We start from the raw sequence: 19175 nt of genomic DNA on the forward strand, positions 1-19175 counted from the left end.
GGGCGGACAAGTAGAGTTACGACGGGTATCAGGGTGAGAGAGGGAGGGGTCGCGTGCCGGACTTGGAAGTGTCCGACCGGATACTGACGATCCCGAACGCGCTCAGCTTCATCCGGTTGCTGGGTGTGCCACTGTTCCTATGGCTGATTCTCGGGCCGGAGGAGGACGGCTGGGCGATCCTGGTGCTCGCCATCTCCGGGTTCACCGACTGGGCCGACGGCCAGATCGCCCGGCGGATGAACCAGACCACCCGGCTCGGCCAGATGCTCGACCCGGTCGCCGACCGGCTCTACATCTTCGCCACCGTGCTCGGCCTGGCGCTGCGCGACATCATCCCGTGGTGGCTGGCGATCGCGCTGCCGCTGCGCGACCTGCTGCTGACCTTCACCCTGCCCGCCCTGCACCGCCGCGGCTTCAACGCGCTGCCGGTGCACTTCCTCGGCAAGTCGGCCACGTTCTGCCTGCTGTACGCGTTCCCGCTGCTGCTGCTCGGTGACGGCGACAGCACGCTGAACCTGCTCGCCCGGGTGTTCGGCTGGGCGTTCGCAATCTGGGGCACCGGGCTGTACTACTGGGCCGGCGCGCTGTACTTCGCTCAGCTGCGCCACCTGGTCCAGACGGTGAAACCGATCAAGGACCCGGCCGGGTAGACCCGTGACACAGCAAGCCCCACCGCAGGAAGGCCCACCGAAGCGGCGTGTCGACGCGTCGATGTCGCTGCTGAACAACCTGATGGCCCACCCGCTCGACGAGGGGTACGCCGTCGCCGCCCGCCGCCCGAAGCAGGACGGCAAGCCGGCCCGGACCAGGCACCGCGTCATGCTGGTGGCCGCCACCCTGGTGCTCGGCTTCCTGCTCGCCATCGCCGCCTCGCAGAACTACCGCAGCGCGCCCGAGGCGGAGAAGCAGCGCAAGGAGCTGATCACCCGCATCAACCAGGCCGACACCCGGCTGACCGGGATGCGCACCGAGCAGACCCAGTTGGCCGACCAGGTACGGCGCTTGCAGGCCAGCGGACTGAGCAATACCAGCTCGGGCGCCGCCCTGCAGCAGCAGCTGGACACCCTCGAGCTGCAGACCGGCGCGGTCGCCGCCACCGGCCCGGGGATCAAGGCGGTGGTGGACGACGCGAAGGACTCCGGCAAGGAAGGCCGGCTGCTCGACGTCGACCTGCAGCAGCTGGTCAACGGCCTGTGGACGTCCGGCGCGGAGGCGATCTCGGTGAACGGTCACCGGCTCACGTCGATGACTGCGATCCGCGGCGCCGGCAGCGCGATCACGGTCGACTACAGCTCGCTGACCCCGCCGTACACGGTGCTCGCGATCGGCGACACCGCGACCATGCCGGCCCGGTTCGCGCAGAGCTCGGGCGGGCAGTGGATGCAGTACCTGGTCAGCAACTTCGATGTCCGGATGACGATCACGACGGAGGACTCCTTGCTGGTGCCGGCCGATGCGACCATCGCGTTGCGCTACGCGAAGGTGGGACCGAGATGATCGCCGTACTCGGACTGGTGATCGGCGTCGTGGTCGGCCTGCTGGTCGCGCCCGACGTCCCCGAGTGGGCGCAGCCGTATCTGCCGATCGCCGTGGTGGCGGCGCTGGACGCGGTGTTCGGGGCGCTGCGCGCGTTCCTGGACGGGATTTTCGACGACAAGGTGTTCGTCGTCTCGTTCATCTCCAACGTGCTGATCGCGGCGCTGATCGTCTACCTGGGCGACCAGCTCGGCGTCGGCTCCCAGCTGTCCACGGGCGTGGTCGTCGTCCTGGGCATCCGGATCTTCACCAACATGGCCGCGATCCGCCGGCACATCTTCAGGGCCTGACATGACTGACGAAACACCGGAACGCAAAGCCGAGCCGAAACCTGAGGCCAAGCCCGAGGTGAAGCCCGAGGCCACGTCTGAGGTGAAGCCCGAGGCCAAGCCTGAGCCGAAGCCCGAGGCCACGTCTGAGGTGAAGCCCGAGGCCAAGCCTGAGCCGAAGCCTGAGGTGAAGCCCGAGCCCGCCGCGGAGGCGGCGCACCCGGCGGAGCCGACGCCGATGCCGCAGCCGAAGAAGCCGCGGACGCCGAACCTGGCCTGGCGGCGGCTCAAGGCCGGGTTCAAGCCGTCCCGCGGCCAGGCGATCGTCGCCGTCGTGCTCGCGCTGGTCGCCTGCATGGCGGTCGTCCAGGTCCGGGTGAACCGGGCCGACGACGGCTACCAGAACGCCCGCCGCGAGGACCTGATCGCGATCCTGGACGGCCTCGGCCAGAACACCCGCCGGCTGGAGAGCGAGATCGCCGAGCTCGAGGAGCGCAAGAACACCCTCGAGTCCAGCGCGGACAAGGCGCAGACCGCCCGCGAGCAGGCCGAGGCGCAGATCCGGGTGCTCGGCATCCTGGCCGGCACCCTGCCGGCCCAGGGCCCCGGGGTGCGGATCACGCTGAACGACCCCGAGGGCAAGATGACCTCGAGCAACCTGCTGGACGCGATCGAGGAGCTCCGCGACGCCGGCGCGGAGGCGATCCAGATCAACGGCTCGGCCCGGGTGGTCGCCAGCACCGACTTCGTCGACGACTCGCCCGGCATCCGGATCGACGGCCAGAAGGTCACCTCGCCGTATGTGATCGAGGCGATCGGCGAGTCGCACAACCTGGCCGAGGCGGCCAACTTCCCCGGCGGCCTGGTCAGCGAGGTGACCGGTCCGCAGGTGGGCGGCACGGCCGAGGTGAACGAGCTGAAGCAGGTGTCGATCACCGCCTTGCACGCGCCCGAGGAGCATCGTTACGCTCGCCCGGCGCCCAGCCCGACCAAGTAGCTGACCCACAGATCCGTACTTGAGCGAAAGAGGAACAAAGGTGTACCCCGAAGACCTGAAGTACACGGCCGAGCACGAGTGGGTGAAGGCCGACGGCGACGGACCGGTGCGGATCGGCATCACCGACTTCGCGCAGGACGCGCTCGGCGACATCGTGTACGTGCAGCTGCCCGAGGTCGGCAGCAAGGTGCGGGCCGGCGACGCCTGCGGCGAGCTGGAGTCGACCAAGAGCGTGAGCGACCTGTTCGCCCCGGTGAACGGCACCGTGACCGCGGTGAACGAGTCCCTGGCCGACCAGCCCGACCTGGTCAACACCGACCCGTACGGCGAGGGCTGGCTGCTCGACATCGAGGTCGAGGACGCCGAGGAGGTCGAGGCGCTGATGGACGCCGAGACCTACCAGGGCCAGCTCGACCAGAGCTGACCTCCACCCGCCGCCAGGGTGCCTGGGCACCGCCCGTAACGGGCTTGGCGGCTCCTGATAGGTTGGCCGGACCTCAACCGCTGGTAGAGGGTTGAGGTCCGCGGTTTGGCGTCCACACTTGTTCATACGGGGTCTATCGAAAACGTCGCCGGACCGCCGGCGATCGGGAGGATCACAGCATGCCGTTCTGCAACCAGTGCGGGCACGAGAACTCCGAGGGCAGCCGGTTCTGCTCGCAGTGCGGAGCGATGCTCCCTGGCGCGGACCGCCCGGCGGCAACCCCGGCAGCACCCGGTGTCACACCCGGTGTCACCGACACCGCGATGCTCACCCCGATCGGTGTCGAGCCCGAGCCGACCGGCACCGGTGAGCCGCTGTCGGCCGACGACGAGGCCGCGGTCGGCGCGCTGCCGGCCGGGTCCGCCCTGCTGATCGTCCAGCGCGGCCCGAACGCGGGCAGCCGGTTCCTGCTCGACGTCGACGTGGTCACCGCCGGCCGGCACCCGGACAGCGACATCTTCCTCGACGACGTGACCGTGTCGCGCCGGCACGCCGAGTTCCGCCGGGACGCGTACGGCGTGAAGGTCCGCGACGTCGGCAGCCTGAACGGCACCTACGTGAACCGGGACCGGATCGACGAGGTCCAGCTCAACAACGGCGACGAGGTCCAGATCGGCAAGTACCGGCTGGTGTACTACGCCAGTGGCCAAGCCTGAGCCGTCCGCCGAAGGCCCTGTCGACGGCAGGGGCATCGGTGACGTGCTGCAGCTCCTGCAGGCCGAGTTCGACGGCGTCACCATCTCCAAGATCCGGTTCCTGGAGGCCGAGGGGCTGGTGACGCCGGCCCGGACCGCGTCGGGCTACCGCAAGTTCAGCGACGCCGACGTCGACCGGCTCCGGTACGTGCTGACCGCGCAGCGCGACCAGTACCTGCCGCTGCGCATCATCAAGGAGCACCTGGCCGCGATGGACCGCGGCCTGCGCCCGGCGGCCGCTGGCCCGCCGGTGGCGCCGAGCTCCTTGCCGGAGACACCCGGCCTGCCCGCCGCCGAGGACTTCGGTGCCTACGGCACCGAGCTCAAGCTGACCCGGGACGAGCTGCGGGCCGCGGCCGGTGTCGAGCCCGAGCTGCTCGACCAGCTGGAGAACCACGGCCTGGTGGTGGCCCGCGGCAACCACTACGACGGCGACGCGATCGTGGTCGCCAAGCTCGCCGGCGAGTTCGCCGGGCACGGCATCGAGCCGCGGCACCTGCGCCTGTTCCGTACCGCGGCCGACCGCGAGGCCGGCCTGATCGAGCAGGTCACCGGGCCCCGCCGTACCGCGCAGACCGAGGAGTTGGCGGCGCTGGCCGTCCGGTTGCATGCGGCACTGGTCCGCTCCCGGCTGCCGCGCTGAGCCCTTGGTTGTGCCCTTGGTCGTGCACGTCCTGTCCACCGGCGCACCCGCGGGCCTGCCCGGGGCTGTCCCGCGGAGTAGGCTGAAGGTGTGCGCGAAGTCGATGTCATCGGAGTCCGGGTAGAGATGCCCTCGAGCCAGCCGATCGTGCTGCTCCGGGAGGTCGGGGGCGAGCGGTACCTGCCGATCTGGATCGGCGCTGCCGAGGCGAGTGCGATCGCTTTCGCCCAGCAGGGAATGGAGCCACCCCGGCCACTGACGCACGACCTGTTCGCCGAGACGATCCGGGTGCTCGGGCACACCCTCAGCCAGGTCCGGATCGTGAACCTGACCGACGGCGTGTTCGAGGCGATCCTGGTGTTCGACGACAAGACCGAGATCTCCGCGCGGCCGTCGGACTCGATCGCGCTGGCGCTGCGCACCGGGACGCCGGTGTTCTGCGCGGAGGAGATCCTGGCCGAGGCCGGCATCCCGGTGCCGGACAGTGAGACGGCCGGCGCGGACGAGGTGGAGGAGGAGGAAGAGGTCGAGCGGTTCCGCGAGTTCCTGGACCAGGTGACCCCGGAAGACTTCGACAAGAGCTGACCTACTGACCGGTCAGCACAGGCAGATTTGAACGGTCTGGTACAAGGCACGCAAGGTAACGATTGAGGTCAGGGTTGCGACACGCTCTCGGACCAGGGCGGTGATCGTTGACCCTCCCTGATCGGCGGCTTACCTTGAAGGAGTTGTGGGGTGTTGTCACTCCACGGATGTGACCCGTTCCAGTCGGTACCCAGGGAGGCTCAGGCGTGACACGCACCGGCGACACGGATCTGACGGCGCAGTCGACGTCCGAAGCACACGCCGAGGCGGCCGCTGCCGCGGGCGTCCAGGGTCTGCTCTTCGACGACGACCTGCGGCCGATGCCGGAGGACGTCGGGTTCCGCGGCCCGACGGCGTGCGCCGCGGCCGGGATCACCTACCGTCAGCTCGACTACTGGGCCCGCACCGGCCTGGTCTCCCCGTCGGTCCGCCCGGCGACCGGCTCGGGCACGCAGCGGCTGTACGGCTTCCGCGACGTCTTGTTGCTGAAAGTGATCAAGCGCCTGCTGGACGCCGGGATCTCGCTGCAGCAGATCCGGACCGCGATCGCGCACCTGAGCAAGCGCGGGATCGACGACCTGACCCAGATCACGCTGATGAGCGACGGCGCCTCGGTCTACATGTGCACCTCGCCGGACGAGGTCATCGACCTGCTGGCCGGCGGCCAGGGCGTGTTCGGGATCGCGCTCGGCGGCGTCTGGCGCGAGGTCGAGGGCTCGCTGTCCGAGCTGCCCACCGAGCGCGCCGACGGTCACGACGACGGCGACCACCACGCGAACGACGAGCTCGCCGCCCGCCGCCGCGCCCGCATGACCGGCTGACCGACTCCGAACCCCGACTCCGAACCATAGTGCGCCCACTCACCGCTGAATCGCTGCGCGGTGTGTGGGCGACTTTGTTGTTACCCCTGAATGCGGACGACACCATCGACTTCACCCGCCTGGAGGCCCAGGCGGCGACCCTAGCCACCACCGAGCTGGATGGGCTCTACGCACACGGCACGGCGGGGGAGTTCCAGACCCTGACCGAGGACGAGTTCGACCGGGTCAACGAGGTGCTGGCCGGGGCGGGCAAGCCGTTCCAGATCGGCGCCAGTCACCCGTCGGCGCAGGTCCAGCTGGCGCGCGTGCAACGGGCAGCCGTGCTCGAGCCGGGCGCGATCCAGGTGATCCTGCCCGACTGGTTGCCGCTCAACGACCGCGAGGCCCTCGACTTCGTCCGGCGGGTGGCGGACACGGCAGGCGACGTACCGCTCGTGCTCTACAACCCGCCGCATGCGAAGACACCGGTCGGGCCGCAGTTGCTGCAGCAGTTGGCGCCGAGCCTGATCGGCTTGAAGACCGCCGGCGGGGACAAGGCATGGTTCGACGAGGCAACGAAGTCCGGGCTGTCGATCTTCGTGCCCGGTCACTTCCTGGCGAGCATGTCGCTACTCGGTGCGCACGGCAGCTACTCGAACGTCGCGGCGCTGTCACCGAACGGTGCTTTCAGGTTTGCGCGCGACCTGGATGTCGAGCGGCGGATCGGCGAGTTCTTCGCGCAGCACGTCGTACCGCTGCAGAAGGCCGGGCTGTCCAACCCGGCGCTGGACAAGTTCCTGGCTGCGGTCGGTGACTGGGCGGACGTCGGGACGCGAGTCCGCTGGCCGATGACGTCTGCCACCACAGCTCAGGTCGAGGCCGCCCGGCCGGTCGCCCGGAGGCTGCTACCCGAACTGTTCGAGGATTCCTGGTAGCCTCGGGACAGCCGTACACAGCACTCGGGAGAGACCCGTTGACCCGGGCGCCGAAGGGGCAATTCCTCCCCGGAACCTCTCAGGCCCATGGACCGAGTGCCACAGGCGACTCTGGAGCGCGCACCGGGCGTGACAGAGGGGGAGGCCACCGGCAGCACTGTCAGCAACGGAGCCTCTAGTGAACGACATTCCACAGGTCTCGGCGGCCTTCGCCGACCGCCACATCGGACCGCGCCCGGACGAGGTCGCGCGGATGACCCAGCTTCTCGGGTACGACGACGTCGACGCGCTCGTGGACGCCGCCGTGCCCGCGTCGATCCGGTCCGCCGAGGCGCTCCGGCTGCCTGACCCGGCCTCCGAGGTGGACGCGCTGCACGAGCTGCGCCAGCTCGCCGCGCGCAACAACGTCGCCACCTCGATGATCGGCCAGGGGTACTACGGCACCTTCACGCCGTCCGTCATCGTCCGCCGCCTGGTCGAGAACCCGGCCTGGTACACGGCCTACACGCCGTACCAGCCGGAGATCTCCCAGGGCCGGCTCGAGGCGCTGCTGAACTTCCAGACCGTGGTCTCCGACCTGACCGGCCTGCCGACCGCGAACGCGTCGCTGCTCGACGAGGGCACCGCGGCCGCCGAGGCGATGACGCTGGCGCACCGATCCAACAAGAAGAGCAAGTCGGACCGGTTCCTGGTCGACGCGGACTGCTTCGCCCAGACCATCGCAGTGGTGCAGACCCGGGCCGAGGCGCTCGGGATCGAGGTCGTGGTCGCCGACACCACCGACGGCCTGCCCGAGGGCGACTTCTTTGGCTTCCTGGTGCAGTACCCGGGCTCCGGCGGCGTGGTCCGCGACCTGAAGCCGCTGATCGCCGCCGCGCACGAGCGCGACACCCTGGTCGCGGTCGCGTCCGACCTGCTCGCGCTGACCCTGCTGGAGGCTCCGGGTGAGGCTGGCGCCGATATCGTGATCGGGTCGTCGCAGCGCTTCGGCGTACCGCTGTTCTACGGCGGTCCGCACGCCGGGTTCATGTCCGTGCGCTCCGGTCTCGAGCGGTCGTTGCCGGGTCGTCTCGTCGGGGTCTCGGTGGACGCCGACGGCGCCCCGGCGTACCGGCTGGCGCTGCAGACCCGCGAGCAGCACATCCGCCGCGAGAAGGCGACCTCGAACATCTGTACGGCGCAGGTCCTGCTGGCCGTGGTCGCGTCGATGTACGCCGTCTACCACGGGCCGGACGGCCTGAAGGCGATCGCGGCGCGCGTCAACGACTACGCCGGCAAGCTGGCCGAGTCGCTGCGGGCCGGCGGCGTGGAGGTAGTCCACGACAACTTCTTCGACACCGTGCTGGCCCGGGTCCCGGGTCGCGCCGCGGACGTGGTCGACGCCGCCCGGCAGAACGGGATCTGGCTGCGGCTCGTCGACGCCGACCACGTCGGCATCTCCTGCGACGAGAAGACCGACGCGCACGCGCTCCGCTCGGTCTGCGACTCCTTCGACCTGCGGTACGACGGCGCGCTGTCCGCGACCGCATTGCCCGAGGCGGTCCGCCGTACGTCGGACTACCTGACCCACCCCGTGTTCAACACGCACCGGTCCGAGACCGCGATGCTGCGGTACCTGCGCAAGCTGTCGGACTACGACTACGCGCTGGACCGCGGGATGATCCCGCTCGGCTCGTGCACGATGAAGCTCAACGCGACCACCGAGATGGAGCCGGTCACCTGGCCGGAGTTCGCCGACCTGCACCCGTTCGCGCCGGTCGAGGACGCGGCCGGGTACGTGAAGCTGATCGGCCAGCTGGAGCGCTGGCTGGCCGAGGTGACCGGCTACGCGAAGGTGTCGATCCAGCCGAACGCCGGCTCCCAGGGTGAGCTGGCCGGCCTGCTGGCGATCCGCGGCTACCACCGGGCGAACGGCGACCAGGACCGCAACGTCTGCCTGATCCCGGCCAGCGCGCACGGCACCAACGCCGCCTCCGCGGTGATGGCCGGCATGAAGGTGGTCGTTGTCAAGGGCAACGACGACGGCACCATCGACCTGGACGACCTGCGCGCGAAGGCGTCCGAGCACGCGGCCAAGCTCGCGGCGATCATGATCACCTACCCGTCCACGCACGGCGTGTACGAGGAGAGCGTGACCGAGGTCTGCCAAATCGTCCACGACCACGGCGGCCAGGTGTACGTCGACGGCGCGAACCTGAACGCGTTGCTCGGCCTGGCCAAGCCCGGTGAGTTCGGCGGCGACGTCAGCCACCTGAACCTGCACAAGACGTTCTGCATCCCGCACGGCGGCGGTGGCCCGGGGGTCGGCCCGGTGGCGGTCGCCGCGCACCTGGCGCCGTACCTGCCGAACCACCCGCTGCTGGACCAGGCCGGGCCGGAGTCCGGCGTCGGCCCGATCAGCGCGGCGCCGTTCGGGTCCGCGGGCGTGCTCGCGATCTCGTGGGCGTACATCCGGATGATGGGCGCCGAGGGGCTGACTGCGGCGACCAAGGCCGCGGTGCTGACGGCGAACTACGTGGCGAAGCGGCTCGAGGACGTCTTCCCGGTGCTGTACACCGGCGAGAACGGCCTGGTCGCGCACGAGTGCATCCTCGACCTGCGGCCGATGACGAAGGAGACCGGGATCAGCGTCGACGACGTCGCGAAGCGGCTGATCGACTACGGCTTCCACGCGCCGACGATGTCGTTCCCGGTGGCCGGCACGCTGATGGTCGAGCCGACCGAGTCCGAGGACCTCGGTGAGCTGGACCGATTCTGCGACGCGATGATCGCGATCCGGCACGAGATCGACCGGGTCGCGGCGGGGGAGTGGCCGGCCGCGGACAACCCGCTGGTGAACGCGCCGCACACCGCCGAGTCGGTCATCAACGACAAGTGGGAGCACGCCTACACCCGCGAGGAGGCCGCCTTCCCGCGCTCGGTGGACCGCACGTCGAAGTACTGGCCCCCGGTCCGCCGCATCGACGGCGCCTACGGCGACCGCAACCTGATCTGCTCCTGCCCCGCCCCGGAGGCCTTTGAGTGACCGAGGTTCGCCCTGATACCGCCGCTGCTCTGTTTGCCGAGGTTGCGGCGGCGCAGAGCGAGTGGAAGTTGCCGTCGGTCAACGCCGGGGTGGTCCGGGACGGGGCGCTGGTGTGGACCGGGTCGCGCGGGCAGTTCGCCACGGTGGACGGTGGGGCGCCCGGTCCGGACGTGCAGTACCGGATCGGGTCGATCACGAAGACGCTGACCGCGGTGCTGGTGATGCAGTGCCGCGACGACGGGCTGCTGGCGCTGAACGATGCTGTGGGCAAGCACCTGCCGGGAATCGCCTTCGGGGACAGGACGATCCGGCACCTGCTCGCGCACAGCGGCGGTATGAACGCCGAGCCGGAAGGCCCGTGGTGGGAGCGCAACCCCGGTGTCTCGTTCGACCAGCTCGCGGCGGCGATGGACGAGTCGCAGGCCGCCGGTCCCGCCGACCGGCGGCACCACTACTCGAACCTCGGTTACGGCCTGCTCGGTGAGCTCGTGGCCCGGCTGCGGGGTGCGTCCTGGCTCGAACTGGTCCAGGAGCGCATCCTCGACCCGCTGGAAATGCGGCGTACGTCGTACTTCCCGGCTGGGCCGTCTGCGCAGGGGTTCTCGGTGCATCCGTTCAGCGGGCAGCTCGCGGAGGAGCCCGCGTACGACGCCGGTGCGATGGCGCCGGCCGGTCAGTTGTGGAGCACGATCGAGGACCTGGCGACGTACGCGCGGTTCTGGATCGACCCGGTGTACGAGGTGCTCAGCCGGGACACGGTGGAGGAGATGGCGGCGCCGTCGGCGGCGGATCCACGGGAGGGGCTGACCGCGTCGTACGGACTCGGCCTCCGGCTGATCGCCGACGACCCGCACCTGCTGATCGGCCACACCGGCTCGATGCCGGGCTTCCTGGCCGGGCTGTTCGTCGACCGGGCCCGCCGGATCGGTGCGGTGACGTTGGGCAACGCGACGTACGGCCGGGTCGCGTCACTGCCACCGGACCTGCTGCGCATCCTGGTCGCCCACGAGCCGTTGCTGCCGCAGGAGTGGGTGCCGGAGCCGGCGCTCGAGCATGGCTCCGACCTGCTCGGCCAGTGGTACTGGGGCAACTCGCCGCTCACCATGTCCGTCTCCGGCGGAATCCTCCAACTCACCGGCGCCCTGACCTCCCGCTTCTCACCGCTGGGCCCCGACCTCTACCAGGGTCGCGACGGCTACTTCGCCGGCGAGAAGCTCCGCGTCATCCGCGCCGACGGCACCACCCACCTCAACCTCGCCACCTTCGTCCTGACCAGGACCCCGTACGGCGCCTGATCAGTCGTCCAGCGTCTCGAGCTCGTGCTCCGCAGTGCGTGCTTCGTCGAAGCGGCCGACAGCGCGGAGGTCGTCGGAGAGCAGGCTGAGGGCCCAGGCCAGCCGTTCGGCGGCCTTCTCGTGCGGCTTGCCGGAGTGCAGATCCGCACGCAGGATCACGACGGCTTCCTGGTCGAGCGGCACGGCTTCGTCGTACCGCTGCAACTCGCGCAGGCTGCCGGCGAGGTTGACGAGCCGGGCTGCCAGCTCGGTCGGCCCGGTCGCATCGGCTTCGCGCGCGAGCTCCAGGACTTCCGCATGCGCCGCTCGGGCTCGTTCGTGGTCGCCGAGATCCGTCAGGCAGTGCCCGAGGTCGGTGAGACCGTTGATGAGTTTCGAGCACCGATCAGAGTCTGTCGCCGCGAGCGTGCGGCGGATGCGGACGATCTGCTCCAGGAGTGGCAGTGCTGCGGCGTAGTCCTGCTGCGCCACGTGGTGTTCGGCGGCGAGGGTGAGTGAATGCGCGTGTTTGCGGCTCGCCTCGTCCGCCAGTTCGGAGCGTAGCCGCAGCAGCTCGTCCGTTGCCGGGTGCCGGCCGACGATCCCGGCCATGGATCGACTGCCCTCGAGCATGTCGAGCGCCTGCGCCAGGTAGAGGCGGTGGTAATGGTTCGCGGCGAGGATCTGCCAGACCGCGACGTTCTCCTCCGCGACCACCAGGGCTTCGGCGGTGCGCTTCAACCGGAACAGCGTCAGCCATTGCGCCATCAGGCCGTCGCCGAGGCGCTTGAGCTCGTTCGGCCGGACGAACGCGAGTTTGCGCAAGTACTTGACCGTTTTAGCCAGTTGGTCGGCGGCATCCTCGAGCCGTCCGGCCGCCGTACTGCGGGTGGCGACCCAGTTGGCCCCGAGGGCGCGGCCGAGATACGTGACCGCAGCCGCCAGGCCGAGCCAGCGCATCGCATAACGCCGCAGCATGACGTCACCCCCTTAGCAGATTTAGATGCTCGCCGGCCGCTGCTGGTTGCCGCGGTGTGGCCGGTGGGAAATCACGGGTCGTGGACGTGGTGCGGAGATCAGCCACGTGAACCTCGCCACACCTGTGTGGGTGTGTCGTTGGCTTCCTTTGCAGCGTTGAGGTTTCAGGTGCGGGACCGACACGGACCGGAGTTGACACGGTACTGAGCGGGCAGTCTAAGTTAGGTGCGCCTTACTAAGGTTTACCTAACAACTTCTTCGGGAGATCTGGATGCCGCAACCTGCGCGTCTGACTGCGCTGCCCTCCCCGGTGCGCAGCCCGTTCACTTCGTGGCCGCTGGCCTCGACTGTCTCCGACCCGGGCCGTGGACCGTTGCCGGCCGGTTCGCCCGCCGACGTGCTGCGGCGGACCGCCGACGTCCTGGGGGAACCGCGCATTCCCTCGACCGGGGTCGGTGAGTCGGCCGCGCTGGACCTGATCGCGGGGCTGCTCGCGGACAACGGAATCGACCTCAGCCACCCGCACGCCGCGGCCCACCTGCAGCCGCCGGTCCTGCAGGTCGCGGTCGACGCCGACGCCTTGGCCTCGGCGAGCAACGCCTCGATGGACACCTACGACTCCGGCCCGGCGACGCTGGCGATCGAGCGCTGGGTGGTCAAGGCGCTGGCCGGCCTGGCCGGATTCGGTCCGGACGCGGACGGCGTACTCACTCCGGGCGGTTCGATCTCCAACCTGCTCGCCGTACTGATCGCCCGTGACAGCGCGGCCGCCGCGATCGGCGTCGACGTACGGCGCAACGGCCTGCAGGGTCTCGACCACCCGGTCGTGTTCTGCTCCGAGCTCGCCCACTTCTCGGTCCAGCGGGCCTGCGCGGCCCTCGGGCTCGGGGAGGAGGCCGCGGTCACCATCGCCGCCGACGAGAACTTCCGGATGCGCACCGACGTGCTGGCCGACGAGCTCGCCAAGCCCGGCCGCACCCCGGTCGCGGTGGTCGCCACGGCCGGTACGACGGACTTCGGATCGGTCGACCCGATCGCGCCGATCGCCGAGCTGGCCCGGCAGTACGGCGCCTGGGTGCACGTCGACGCGGCGTACGGGTTCGGTGCGCTGTTCTCCGACCAGCTCGCGCCGCTGCTGGCCGACCTTTCGCACGCGGACTCGGTGACGCTGGACCTGCACAAGATCGGCTGGCAGCCCGCCGCGACCAGCGTGCTGCTGGTGGCGGACAAGAACCGGTTCGCCTCCTTCGGCCGCTCGGTCGACTACCTGAACCCGACCGACGACATCGACTCCGGTCTGGACGGTCTGCTCGGCCGGAGCCTGCAGACCACCCGGCGTCCGGACGCGGTCAAAGTCGCCACCACGTTGACGGCATACGGGCGGGCCGGACTGGGCACAATGCTCGACACCTGTCACGAGCTCGCGCACGCCGCCGCGGCCCGGGTCGTTGCCGACAGCAACCTCGAGTTGCTGGCGCCGGTGACCCTGACCACGGTGTTGTTCCGGGTCGCGGGGGAGGGCCTGGAGGCGGCCGAGGCGGACGCCCTCCAGGGGGAGGTCCGGCGCCGGTTGCTGACGTCCGGGCGGGCGCTGATCGGCCGGACCAAGCTGCCGGCGCGGGGCGGCCGGCCGGCCGCGGTCGCGTTGAAGCTGACGCTGCTGAACCCGAACGCCACCGCGACGGACATCGAGGAGCTGCTCGACCAGGTCGTCGCCACCGGCCTGGACGTCCGGGCGGAGGGTGGCGAAGGAGCGGCGTGACAGTACCGTTGGCAGTTGCTGCCCATCTCAACGCGATCCTGCGGTGCTACACGCGGGAGACACCGGTCCAGGTCGCGGTCGGTCCGCTGACGTTCGACGTCGGCGAGTCGACTGTGACCGCGCGGGTCGAGCACGCGTCCCGGACCGGCCTGCACCAGTTCACCGACGTACTGGTGGACGGCGTGCCGCCGACGCCGGAGGACCTGGTCCGGTTGCTGTCCACCGGCGCGGACCCGGCCGAGGTCGACGACCTGGCGACGCGTACGGCGGAGTCGGTCCGCAACGTCGACCGGTTCGTCGCCGAGGCCGACGGCGAGCGTGGTCCGGGCCGGTTCCTCGAGATGGAGCAGGCACTGCTGTTCGGTCATCTGAACCACCCGGCGCCCAAGAGCCGGGACGGCCTGAGCGGTGACGAGCTGGCGGCGTACTCGCCGGAGCTCGGCGGCCGCTTCGCTGTGCACTGGTTCGAAGCCGACGCCGAGCTGGTGTCGTCGGACCACGTGGCCGGCGCGCCCGCACTGCAGGGACTGGACGCTCTGCAGCTGATGGGCGCGCTGGCCGGCATCACTCCGTCGGCGGGCCGCGTGCTGATCCCGGCCCACCCGTGGCAGGCGGCGTCCGTGCTGCAGCGGCCACGGGTGGCCGAGCTCATCGCGGCCGGCCGCGTCAAGGCGCTGGGCCCGCAGGGCGCTCAGTGGTACCCGACGTCGAGCCTGCGGACCGTCTACCACCCGGACCTGCCGGTGATGCTGAAGCTGTCGCTCGGTCTGCGGATCACCAACTCCCGCCGCGAGTCGACGCCGACCGAGCTGCGCCGCGGCCTGGAGATCAACAGGTTGCTGGACGCGGCGTACAACGCCGGTACGGCGACCGCCCATCCGCGGTTCACCATCGTCCGCGATCCGGCGTGGGTGGCCCTGGACGAGGGCGGACCCACGCTGACCGGGCTGGACGTCGCCGTACGGGAGGTGCCGGCCGATGTTGACAGCTACGCGTGCCTGGCCGGACTGGTCGCGCCACGGCCCGGTGGCGTCAGCCGGTTGAGCGAGTACGCCGCTGAGGACCCGGCTGGGTGGGTGGCGTCGTACATCGACAACGTGCTGATCCCGATGCTGCACCTGTACGCCGAGACCGGGATCGGGCTCGAGGCGCATCAGCAGAACACGCTGGTGCGACTGGACGGCGCGGGGCGGATCAAGGGTGGTGCGTATCGGGACAACCAGGGCTACTACCTGGCTTCGTCGTACCTGCGTGGTCTGTTGAGCGTGACCGGGATGCGGGACTCGACGTTGGCGGTTGTCGATGATCCGATTGTCGACGATCGACTGACCTACTACCTGCTGCACAACCAGGCTCTGGCTGTCGTGGGGTGTCTGGCCAACGACGTGATCGCCGACGAGGACGCGCTGCTCGGTGTGGTGCGCGATCGGCTGACGCTCGCGTTGCCGTTGCTGAAGGCTGCGGGGCCGGACGGCGATCGGCTGGCTCGCCGGTGGCTGGAGGCGGAGACGCTGCCTTGTAAGGCGAACATGCTGACGCGGCTGCGTGGCATCGACGAGGTCGTTGCGCCTTTGGATGCTCAATCGGTCTACCTCGACATTCCGAATCCGCTGCGATGAGGTGCGACGTCCGACCGATGTTGCATCTGGACAACGGCTTCGACCTTCGACCCGCAGGGCCTGACGACGCCGCCACGATCGCGCTCTGGATGGCGCAGCCGCACATCAAGCGCTGGTGGCACCAGGACTGGTCGGTCGAGCGGTGGGTGGAGGAGCTCAGCACGCAGACGGCGGGGGAGCACTCGACGCCTTGTGTGGTGTCGGTCGACTCGGAGGACTTCGGGTACGTCGAGCTCTACCGGGTGCGGTACGACCGGCTGGCCGAGTACTACCCGAGCGACGACCACGACTGGGGCGTCCACGTCGCCATCGGCGACCACACGCGGATCGGCCGCGGCCTCGGCCGCCGGTTGCTGCGCGCACTGGCCGACGCCCTGCTGGAGTCCGACCCGGACTGCCGGCGGGTCGTCGCCGAACCCGACATCGACAACACGCAGTCCGTCCGGGCGTTCGCCGCGGCCGGCTTCGTCCGGCAAGGGGAGCTACAGCTTCCCGACAAGACAGCACTACTGATGGTCCGCACCCGGACCGTGGAGGCATGACATGTATGACGTGATCGCGATCGGCTGCGGGCCCTTCAACCTGGGCCTCGCCGCGCTGGCCGACGGCGTGGACGACGTACGCATCGCCGTGCTGGACAGCCGTCCGGAGTTCACCTGGCACCGCGGGCTGATGTTCGACGACGCGATGCTGCAGGTGTCGTTCCTGGCCGACCTGGTCAGCCTGGTGGAGCCGGCGCACCCGCTGTCGTTCCTGTCGTACCTGCGGGACAACGACCGGCTGTACCAGTTCTACGTCCGGGAGAAGTTCCACCCGACCCGCCGGGAGTACGAGGCCTACCTGCGCTGGTGCGCGGCGCAGCTGGACTCGCTGCACTTCGGCCACCACGTCCAGGACGTCTCGTGGGACGGCTCGGTGTTCCATTTGACCGTGGAGCGCGCTGACGGGGTCGAGGTGTTGGCGGCGCGGCATCTGGTGGTCGGTGTGGGCACTGAGCCGTTTGTGCCTGCTGCGTTGAGCGGTCTGCCGCAGGAGCGCTTCCTGCACTCTGCCGACTACCTGTTCCGCCGGGACGACCTGCTGCGGGCAGGGCGTGTGTCCGTCGTCGGCTCAGGACAGTCCGGCGCCGAGTGTGCACTCGACCTGCTGCGTGCCAACGGCTCTGGTGGGCCTGCTGTGTCGTGGCTGACCCGTACGCCGTCGTTCGCGCCGCTGGACTACTCGAAGCTCGTGCTGGAGATGACGACACCGTCGTACGTCGACTACTTCCACGCACTGGAGGAGCCGACGCGCGACAAGCTGGTCAAGGAGCAGTGGCGGCACTACAAGGGCATCTCGTCCGACACGCTCGACGACATCCACGACGTGCTCTACCAGCGTGACCTCGGTGCTGGGCCAGTCGCTCCGGTCGAGCTGCAGTGCGGCGTAGGCGTCGTGTCCGCCGTGGCCCGTGCCGACGGCATCGAGCTGACGCTGCACCACGCCGACAGCGGCAAGAACTTCCAGCACTTCACCGACGCGGTCGTGGCCGCGACTGGCTATCGCAACCGCCCGCTGCCCTTCATGACTGCGGTGGAAGAGCAGGTACGGCGCGACGCGGCCGGCCGGTGGATCATCAACAGGGACCACAGCGTCGCCACCGAGGACACCCTGACCGGCCGGCTCTTCGTCTCGAACGCTGACCTGCACAGCCACGGTGTCGCAGCGCCGGACCTCGGGATCGGCGCCATCCGCAACGCCACGATCCTCAACGCCGTGGCCGGCCGCGAGGTGTTCCGGCTGCCGAAGTCCACCGCCTTCACCAACTTCACCATCCCCGGATGAACCACTGGACCCGGTGTTCGTCGGAGCTGCTGGCGAAGCTGATCTCCCAGTTCTGCACCGAGAACCTGCTGCAGCCGGTCGACAATCGCTTGGACCTCGGCGCGGTGTCTTACACCTTCACCGCGACCCGGGGCGCGTTCGGTAGCTGGCGGGTGGCGCCGGACTCGGTACACCGTACGACGGCCGGCATCCTCGGCAACGACGAGAGTGAGGTCGCGACGGACCCAGTGCAGTTCCTGGTCGACGCGGCCGACGTACTGGGGCTGGACGGGTCCACTGTGGCTGGGTACGTGGCTGAGTTGGCCAGCACGTTGGCGGCCGACGTACGGATGGCGTCTACGGCTGCCGCGCGGTCCGAGTTGCTGGACCTCCACCACAGCCGGCTGGAAGGTCATCTGACCGGACACCCGTTGCTGGTGGCCAACAAGGGTCGACTGGGGTTCTCTGCCGAGGACAGCCTGCGGTATGCGCCGGAAGCACGCACCCCGCTGCGTTTGGTGTGGCTCGCCGTACGTCGGGGGCTTGCAGAGTTCCGTGGTACGCCGGACCTGTCGGAGCACGCTGTGGTCGGGCGTGCGCTCGGTCCGGAGGCGCTAGAGGCGTTCCGGGGTCAACTGGTCGATCCGGACTCGTACGTTTGGTTGCCTTGCCACCCGTGGCAGCTGGACCACGTCGTACGGACGCAGTGGGCGCGTGAGTTGGCCACCGGGGAGATCGTCGTCCTGGGGGAGGGGCCGGACGACTACCTGCCGACGCAGTCGATCCGGACGATGGTGAACATCTCCCAGCCCCTGCGCTACCAGGTGAAGCTGCCGCTGAAGATCCTCAACACGTCGGTGTACCGCGGCATCCCCGAGCACTGCACGCTGGCGGCGCCGATGATCACCCAGTGGCTGCGCGGCCTGTGGTACCGCGACGAGGTCCTCGGCCGGCTCGGCACCGAACTGCTCGGCGAGGTCGCGTCCGTCACCGTCCGGCACCCGCAACTCTCGAGTGCCCCCGGCATCCCGTACCAGTGGACCGAGACCCTCGGCTGCATCTGGCGCGACCCGCTGGACCCACGCCTGCTCCCGAACGAGACCGCTTGGGCGCTGGCCGCCGTACTGCACACAACCCCTGAAGGCCCCCTGGTCCAGGCCCTCATCGAGAAGTCCGGCGCCACTCCGCGCGAATGGATCTCACACCTTCTCTCCGCCGTCCTCCGCCCCCTCCTGCACCTGATGCACCACTACGGCATCACCGTGAACCCCCACGGCGAGAACCTGGCCGTCATCTGCGGCCCCGAGGGCCTCCCCGCCCGCATCGTCATCAAAGACCTCGTCGACGACATCAACATCTCCACCACCCCCATCCTTGCCCGAGGCCCCGAACCCGACTCCCACACCAGAGTCCTCCCCCGCAAACCCTGGCCCATCCTCCGCCAATACCTGGTAGACGCCCTCCTCCTAGGCGTCCTCAACCCCCTGTCCAACCTCCTAGAAGAAACCAACCTCCTCACCCCCGAAACCTTCTGGGGCCTGGCTCGAGGCGAGGTCGACCTCTACGCCAACACCTTCCCCGAACACACCGACCGCCTATCCGCCACCGCCCTCCTCGGCGAAACCTTCACCCGCTACCCCCTCAACGCCTACCGCCTAACCCTCGGCTACACCGACCTGGACACCCGCCCACCCATCCCCTCCACCGGCACCATCCCCAACCCGCTGCACACCGCCGACTCGATCCCGCCATTGCGACAGTGGTAGTGCG

General features: G+C 69.6%; 18 protein-coding genes and 1 riboswitch. Of the genes, 17 read left to right on the forward strand and 1 reads right to left on the reverse strand.

The genetic code is table 11. From position 1 onward, the window contains the following. The first annotated feature begins 53 nt into the window (after nucleotides 1-53). The 12 genes from ACIBGM_RS20395 to ACIBGM_RS20450 all read left to right on the forward strand — a co-directional run bounded on the left by ACIBGM_RS20395 (nucleotide 54) and on the right by ACIBGM_RS20450 (nucleotide 11264). A complete protein-coding gene (locus ACIBGM_RS20395) occupies nucleotides 54-650 on the forward strand; it encodes a CDP-alcohol phosphatidyltransferase family protein (RefSeq protein WP_360529302.1) in 597 nt (198 codons plus the stop codon). A 4-nt stretch (nucleotides 651-654) separates the two neighbouring features. Next, nucleotides 655-1497 carry a DUF881 domain-containing protein gene (locus ACIBGM_RS20400; RefSeq protein WP_360529299.1) on the forward strand — a complete coding sequence of 281 codons (843 nt, stop codon included), beginning with the start codon at nucleotides 655-657 and terminating at the stop codon, nucleotides 1495-1497. Then, the gene (locus tag ACIBGM_RS20405) at nucleotides 1494-1826 is read left to right on the forward strand and encodes a small basic family protein (protein WP_360529296.1); all 333 of its coding nucleotides are present in this window, start codon (nucleotides 1494-1496) and stop codon (nucleotides 1824-1826) included. Before ACIBGM_RS20400 ends, ACIBGM_RS20405 begins: the two co-directional genes overlap by 4 nt. Before the next feature lies 1 nt (nucleotide 1827). Continuing rightward, nucleotides 1828-2802: a DUF881 domain-containing protein gene (locus ACIBGM_RS20410; protein ID WP_360529293.1), complete on the forward strand. Its 975-nt coding sequence runs from the start codon at nucleotides 1828-1830 to the stop codon at nucleotides 2800-2802. A gap of 40 nt (nucleotides 2803-2842) precedes the next feature. Further along, nucleotides 2843-3226, forward strand: coding sequence for a glycine cleavage system protein GcvH (gcvH, locus tag ACIBGM_RS20415; RefSeq protein ID WP_396386432.1), 384 nt, complete (start codon nucleotides 2843-2845; stop codon nucleotides 3224-3226). A gap of 179 nt (nucleotides 3227-3405) precedes the next feature. Next, complete coding sequence (locus ACIBGM_RS20420) at nucleotides 3406-3942, forward strand: FHA domain-containing protein (RefSeq protein ID WP_360529287.1); 537 nt, start codon at nucleotides 3406-3408, stop codon at nucleotides 3940-3942. Further along, entirely contained in the window at nucleotides 3929-4624 is a 696-nt protein-coding gene (locus ACIBGM_RS20425) for a MerR family transcriptional regulator (protein WP_360529284.1), read from the forward strand. Before ACIBGM_RS20420 ends, ACIBGM_RS20425 begins: the two co-directional genes overlap by 14 nt. Nucleotides 4625-4714: 90 nt before the next feature. After that, complete coding sequence (locus ACIBGM_RS20430; protein ID WP_360529281.1) at nucleotides 4715-5209, forward strand: bifunctional nuclease family protein; 495 nt, start codon at nucleotides 4715-4717, stop codon at nucleotides 5207-5209. 206 nt (nucleotides 5210-5415) lie between these two features. Further along, nucleotides 5416-6030 (forward strand): MerR family transcriptional regulator, encoded by a 615-nt coding sequence (locus tag ACIBGM_RS20435; RefSeq protein ID WP_396386433.1) that lies wholly within the window; start codon nucleotides 5416-5418, stop codon nucleotides 6028-6030. A gap of 62 nt (nucleotides 6031-6092) precedes the next feature. Further along, entirely contained in the window at nucleotides 6093-6944 is an 852-nt protein-coding gene (locus ACIBGM_RS20440; RefSeq protein WP_396386434.1) for a dihydrodipicolinate synthase family protein, read from the forward strand. A gap of 15 nt (nucleotides 6945-6959) precedes the next feature. Beyond that, a riboswitch (glycine riboswitch) is annotated at nucleotides 6960-7049 on the forward strand. A gap of 148 nt (nucleotides 7050-7197) precedes the next feature. Next, nucleotides 7198-9969: an aminomethyl-transferring glycine dehydrogenase gene (gcvP, locus tag ACIBGM_RS20445; RefSeq protein WP_396386508.1), complete on the forward strand. Its 2772-nt coding sequence runs from the start codon at nucleotides 7198-7200 to the stop codon at nucleotides 9967-9969. After that, on the forward strand, nucleotides 9966-11264 hold the full coding sequence (locus ACIBGM_RS20450) for a serine hydrolase domain-containing protein (protein WP_360529272.1): 1299 nt from the start codon (nucleotides 9966-9968) through the stop codon (nucleotides 11262-11264). Before gcvP ends, ACIBGM_RS20450 begins: the two co-directional genes overlap by 4 nt. On the opposite strand, the gene ACIBGM_RS20455 is transcribed toward ACIBGM_RS20450, so the two are convergent. After that, the gene (locus ACIBGM_RS20455; RefSeq protein ID WP_360529269.1) at nucleotides 11265-12221 is read right to left on the reverse strand and encodes a tetratricopeptide repeat protein; all 957 of its coding nucleotides are present in this window, start codon (nucleotides 12219-12221) and stop codon (nucleotides 11265-11267) included. A 271-nt stretch (nucleotides 12222-12492) separates the two neighbouring features. On the opposite strand from ACIBGM_RS20455, the gene ACIBGM_RS20460 reads away from it, so the two are divergent. The 5 genes from ACIBGM_RS20460 to ACIBGM_RS20480 are packed head-to-tail and all read left to right on the forward strand — an operon-like array spanning nucleotide 12493 to nucleotide 19171. After that, entirely contained in the window at nucleotides 12493-13983 is a 1491-nt protein-coding gene (locus tag ACIBGM_RS20460) for a pyridoxal phosphate-dependent decarboxylase family protein (RefSeq protein WP_396386435.1), read from the forward strand. Continuing rightward, a complete protein-coding gene (locus tag ACIBGM_RS20465; RefSeq protein ID WP_396386436.1) occupies nucleotides 13980-15602 on the forward strand; it encodes an IucA/IucC family protein in 1623 nt (540 codons plus the stop codon). The genes ACIBGM_RS20460 and ACIBGM_RS20465 overlap by 4 nt, the downstream gene beginning before the upstream one ends. A 17-nt stretch (nucleotides 15603-15619) precedes the next feature. After that, nucleotides 15620-16144, forward strand: coding sequence for a GNAT family N-acetyltransferase (locus ACIBGM_RS20470; RefSeq protein ID WP_360529259.1), 525 nt, complete (start codon nucleotides 15620-15622; stop codon nucleotides 16142-16144). A gap of 1 nt (nucleotide 16145) precedes the next feature. After that, nucleotides 16146-17426: a lysine N(6)-hydroxylase/L-ornithine N(5)-oxygenase family protein gene (locus ACIBGM_RS20475; protein ID WP_396386437.1), complete on the forward strand. Its 1281-nt coding sequence runs from the start codon at nucleotides 16146-16148 to the stop codon at nucleotides 17424-17426. Continuing rightward, entirely contained in the window at nucleotides 17423-19171 is a 1749-nt protein-coding gene (locus ACIBGM_RS20480; protein ID WP_396386438.1) for an IucA/IucC family protein, read from the forward strand. Before ACIBGM_RS20475 ends, ACIBGM_RS20480 begins: the two co-directional genes overlap by 4 nt. Nucleotides 19172-19175: the final 4 nt, after the last annotated feature.

Source organism: Kribbella sp. NPDC050470 (genome assembly GCF_044458365.1).
Classification (GTDB): Bacteria; Actinomycetota; Actinomycetes; order Propionibacteriales; family Kribbellaceae; genus Kribbella.

Coding starts and splice junctions, on each gene's coding strand:
- ACIBGM_RS20405 (WP_360529296.1), top strand. CDS start 1,494: ATGATCGCCGTACTCGGACTGGTGATCGGCGTCGTGGTCGGCCTGCTG.
- ACIBGM_RS20410 (WP_360529293.1), top strand. CDS start 1,828: ATGACTGACGAAACACCGGAACGCAAAGCCGAGCCGAAACCTGAGGCC.
- ACIBGM_RS20420 (WP_360529287.1), top strand. CDS start 3,406: ATGCCGTTCTGCAACCAGTGCGGGCACGAGAACTCCGAGGGCAGCCGG.
- gcvP (WP_396386508.1), top strand. CDS start 7,198: ATGACCCAGCTTCTCGGGTACGACGACGTCGACGCGCTCGTGGACGCC.
- ACIBGM_RS20455 (WP_360529269.1), bottom strand. CDS start 12,221: ATGCTGCGGCGTTATGCGATGCGCTGGCTCGGCCTGGCGGCTGCGGTC.
- ACIBGM_RS20460 (WP_396386435.1), top strand. CDS start 12,493: ATGCCGCAACCTGCGCGTCTGACTGCGCTGCCCTCCCCGGTGCGCAGC.
- ACIBGM_RS20470 (WP_360529259.1), top strand. CDS start 15,620: ATGTTGCATCTGGACAACGGCTTCGACCTTCGACCCGCAGGGCCTGAC.
- ACIBGM_RS20475 (WP_396386437.1), top strand. CDS start 16,146: ATGTATGACGTGATCGCGATCGGCTGCGGGCCCTTCAACCTGGGCCTC.
- ACIBGM_RS20480 (WP_396386438.1), top strand. CDS start 17,423: ATGAACCACTGGACCCGGTGTTCGTCGGAGCTGCTGGCGAAGCTGATC.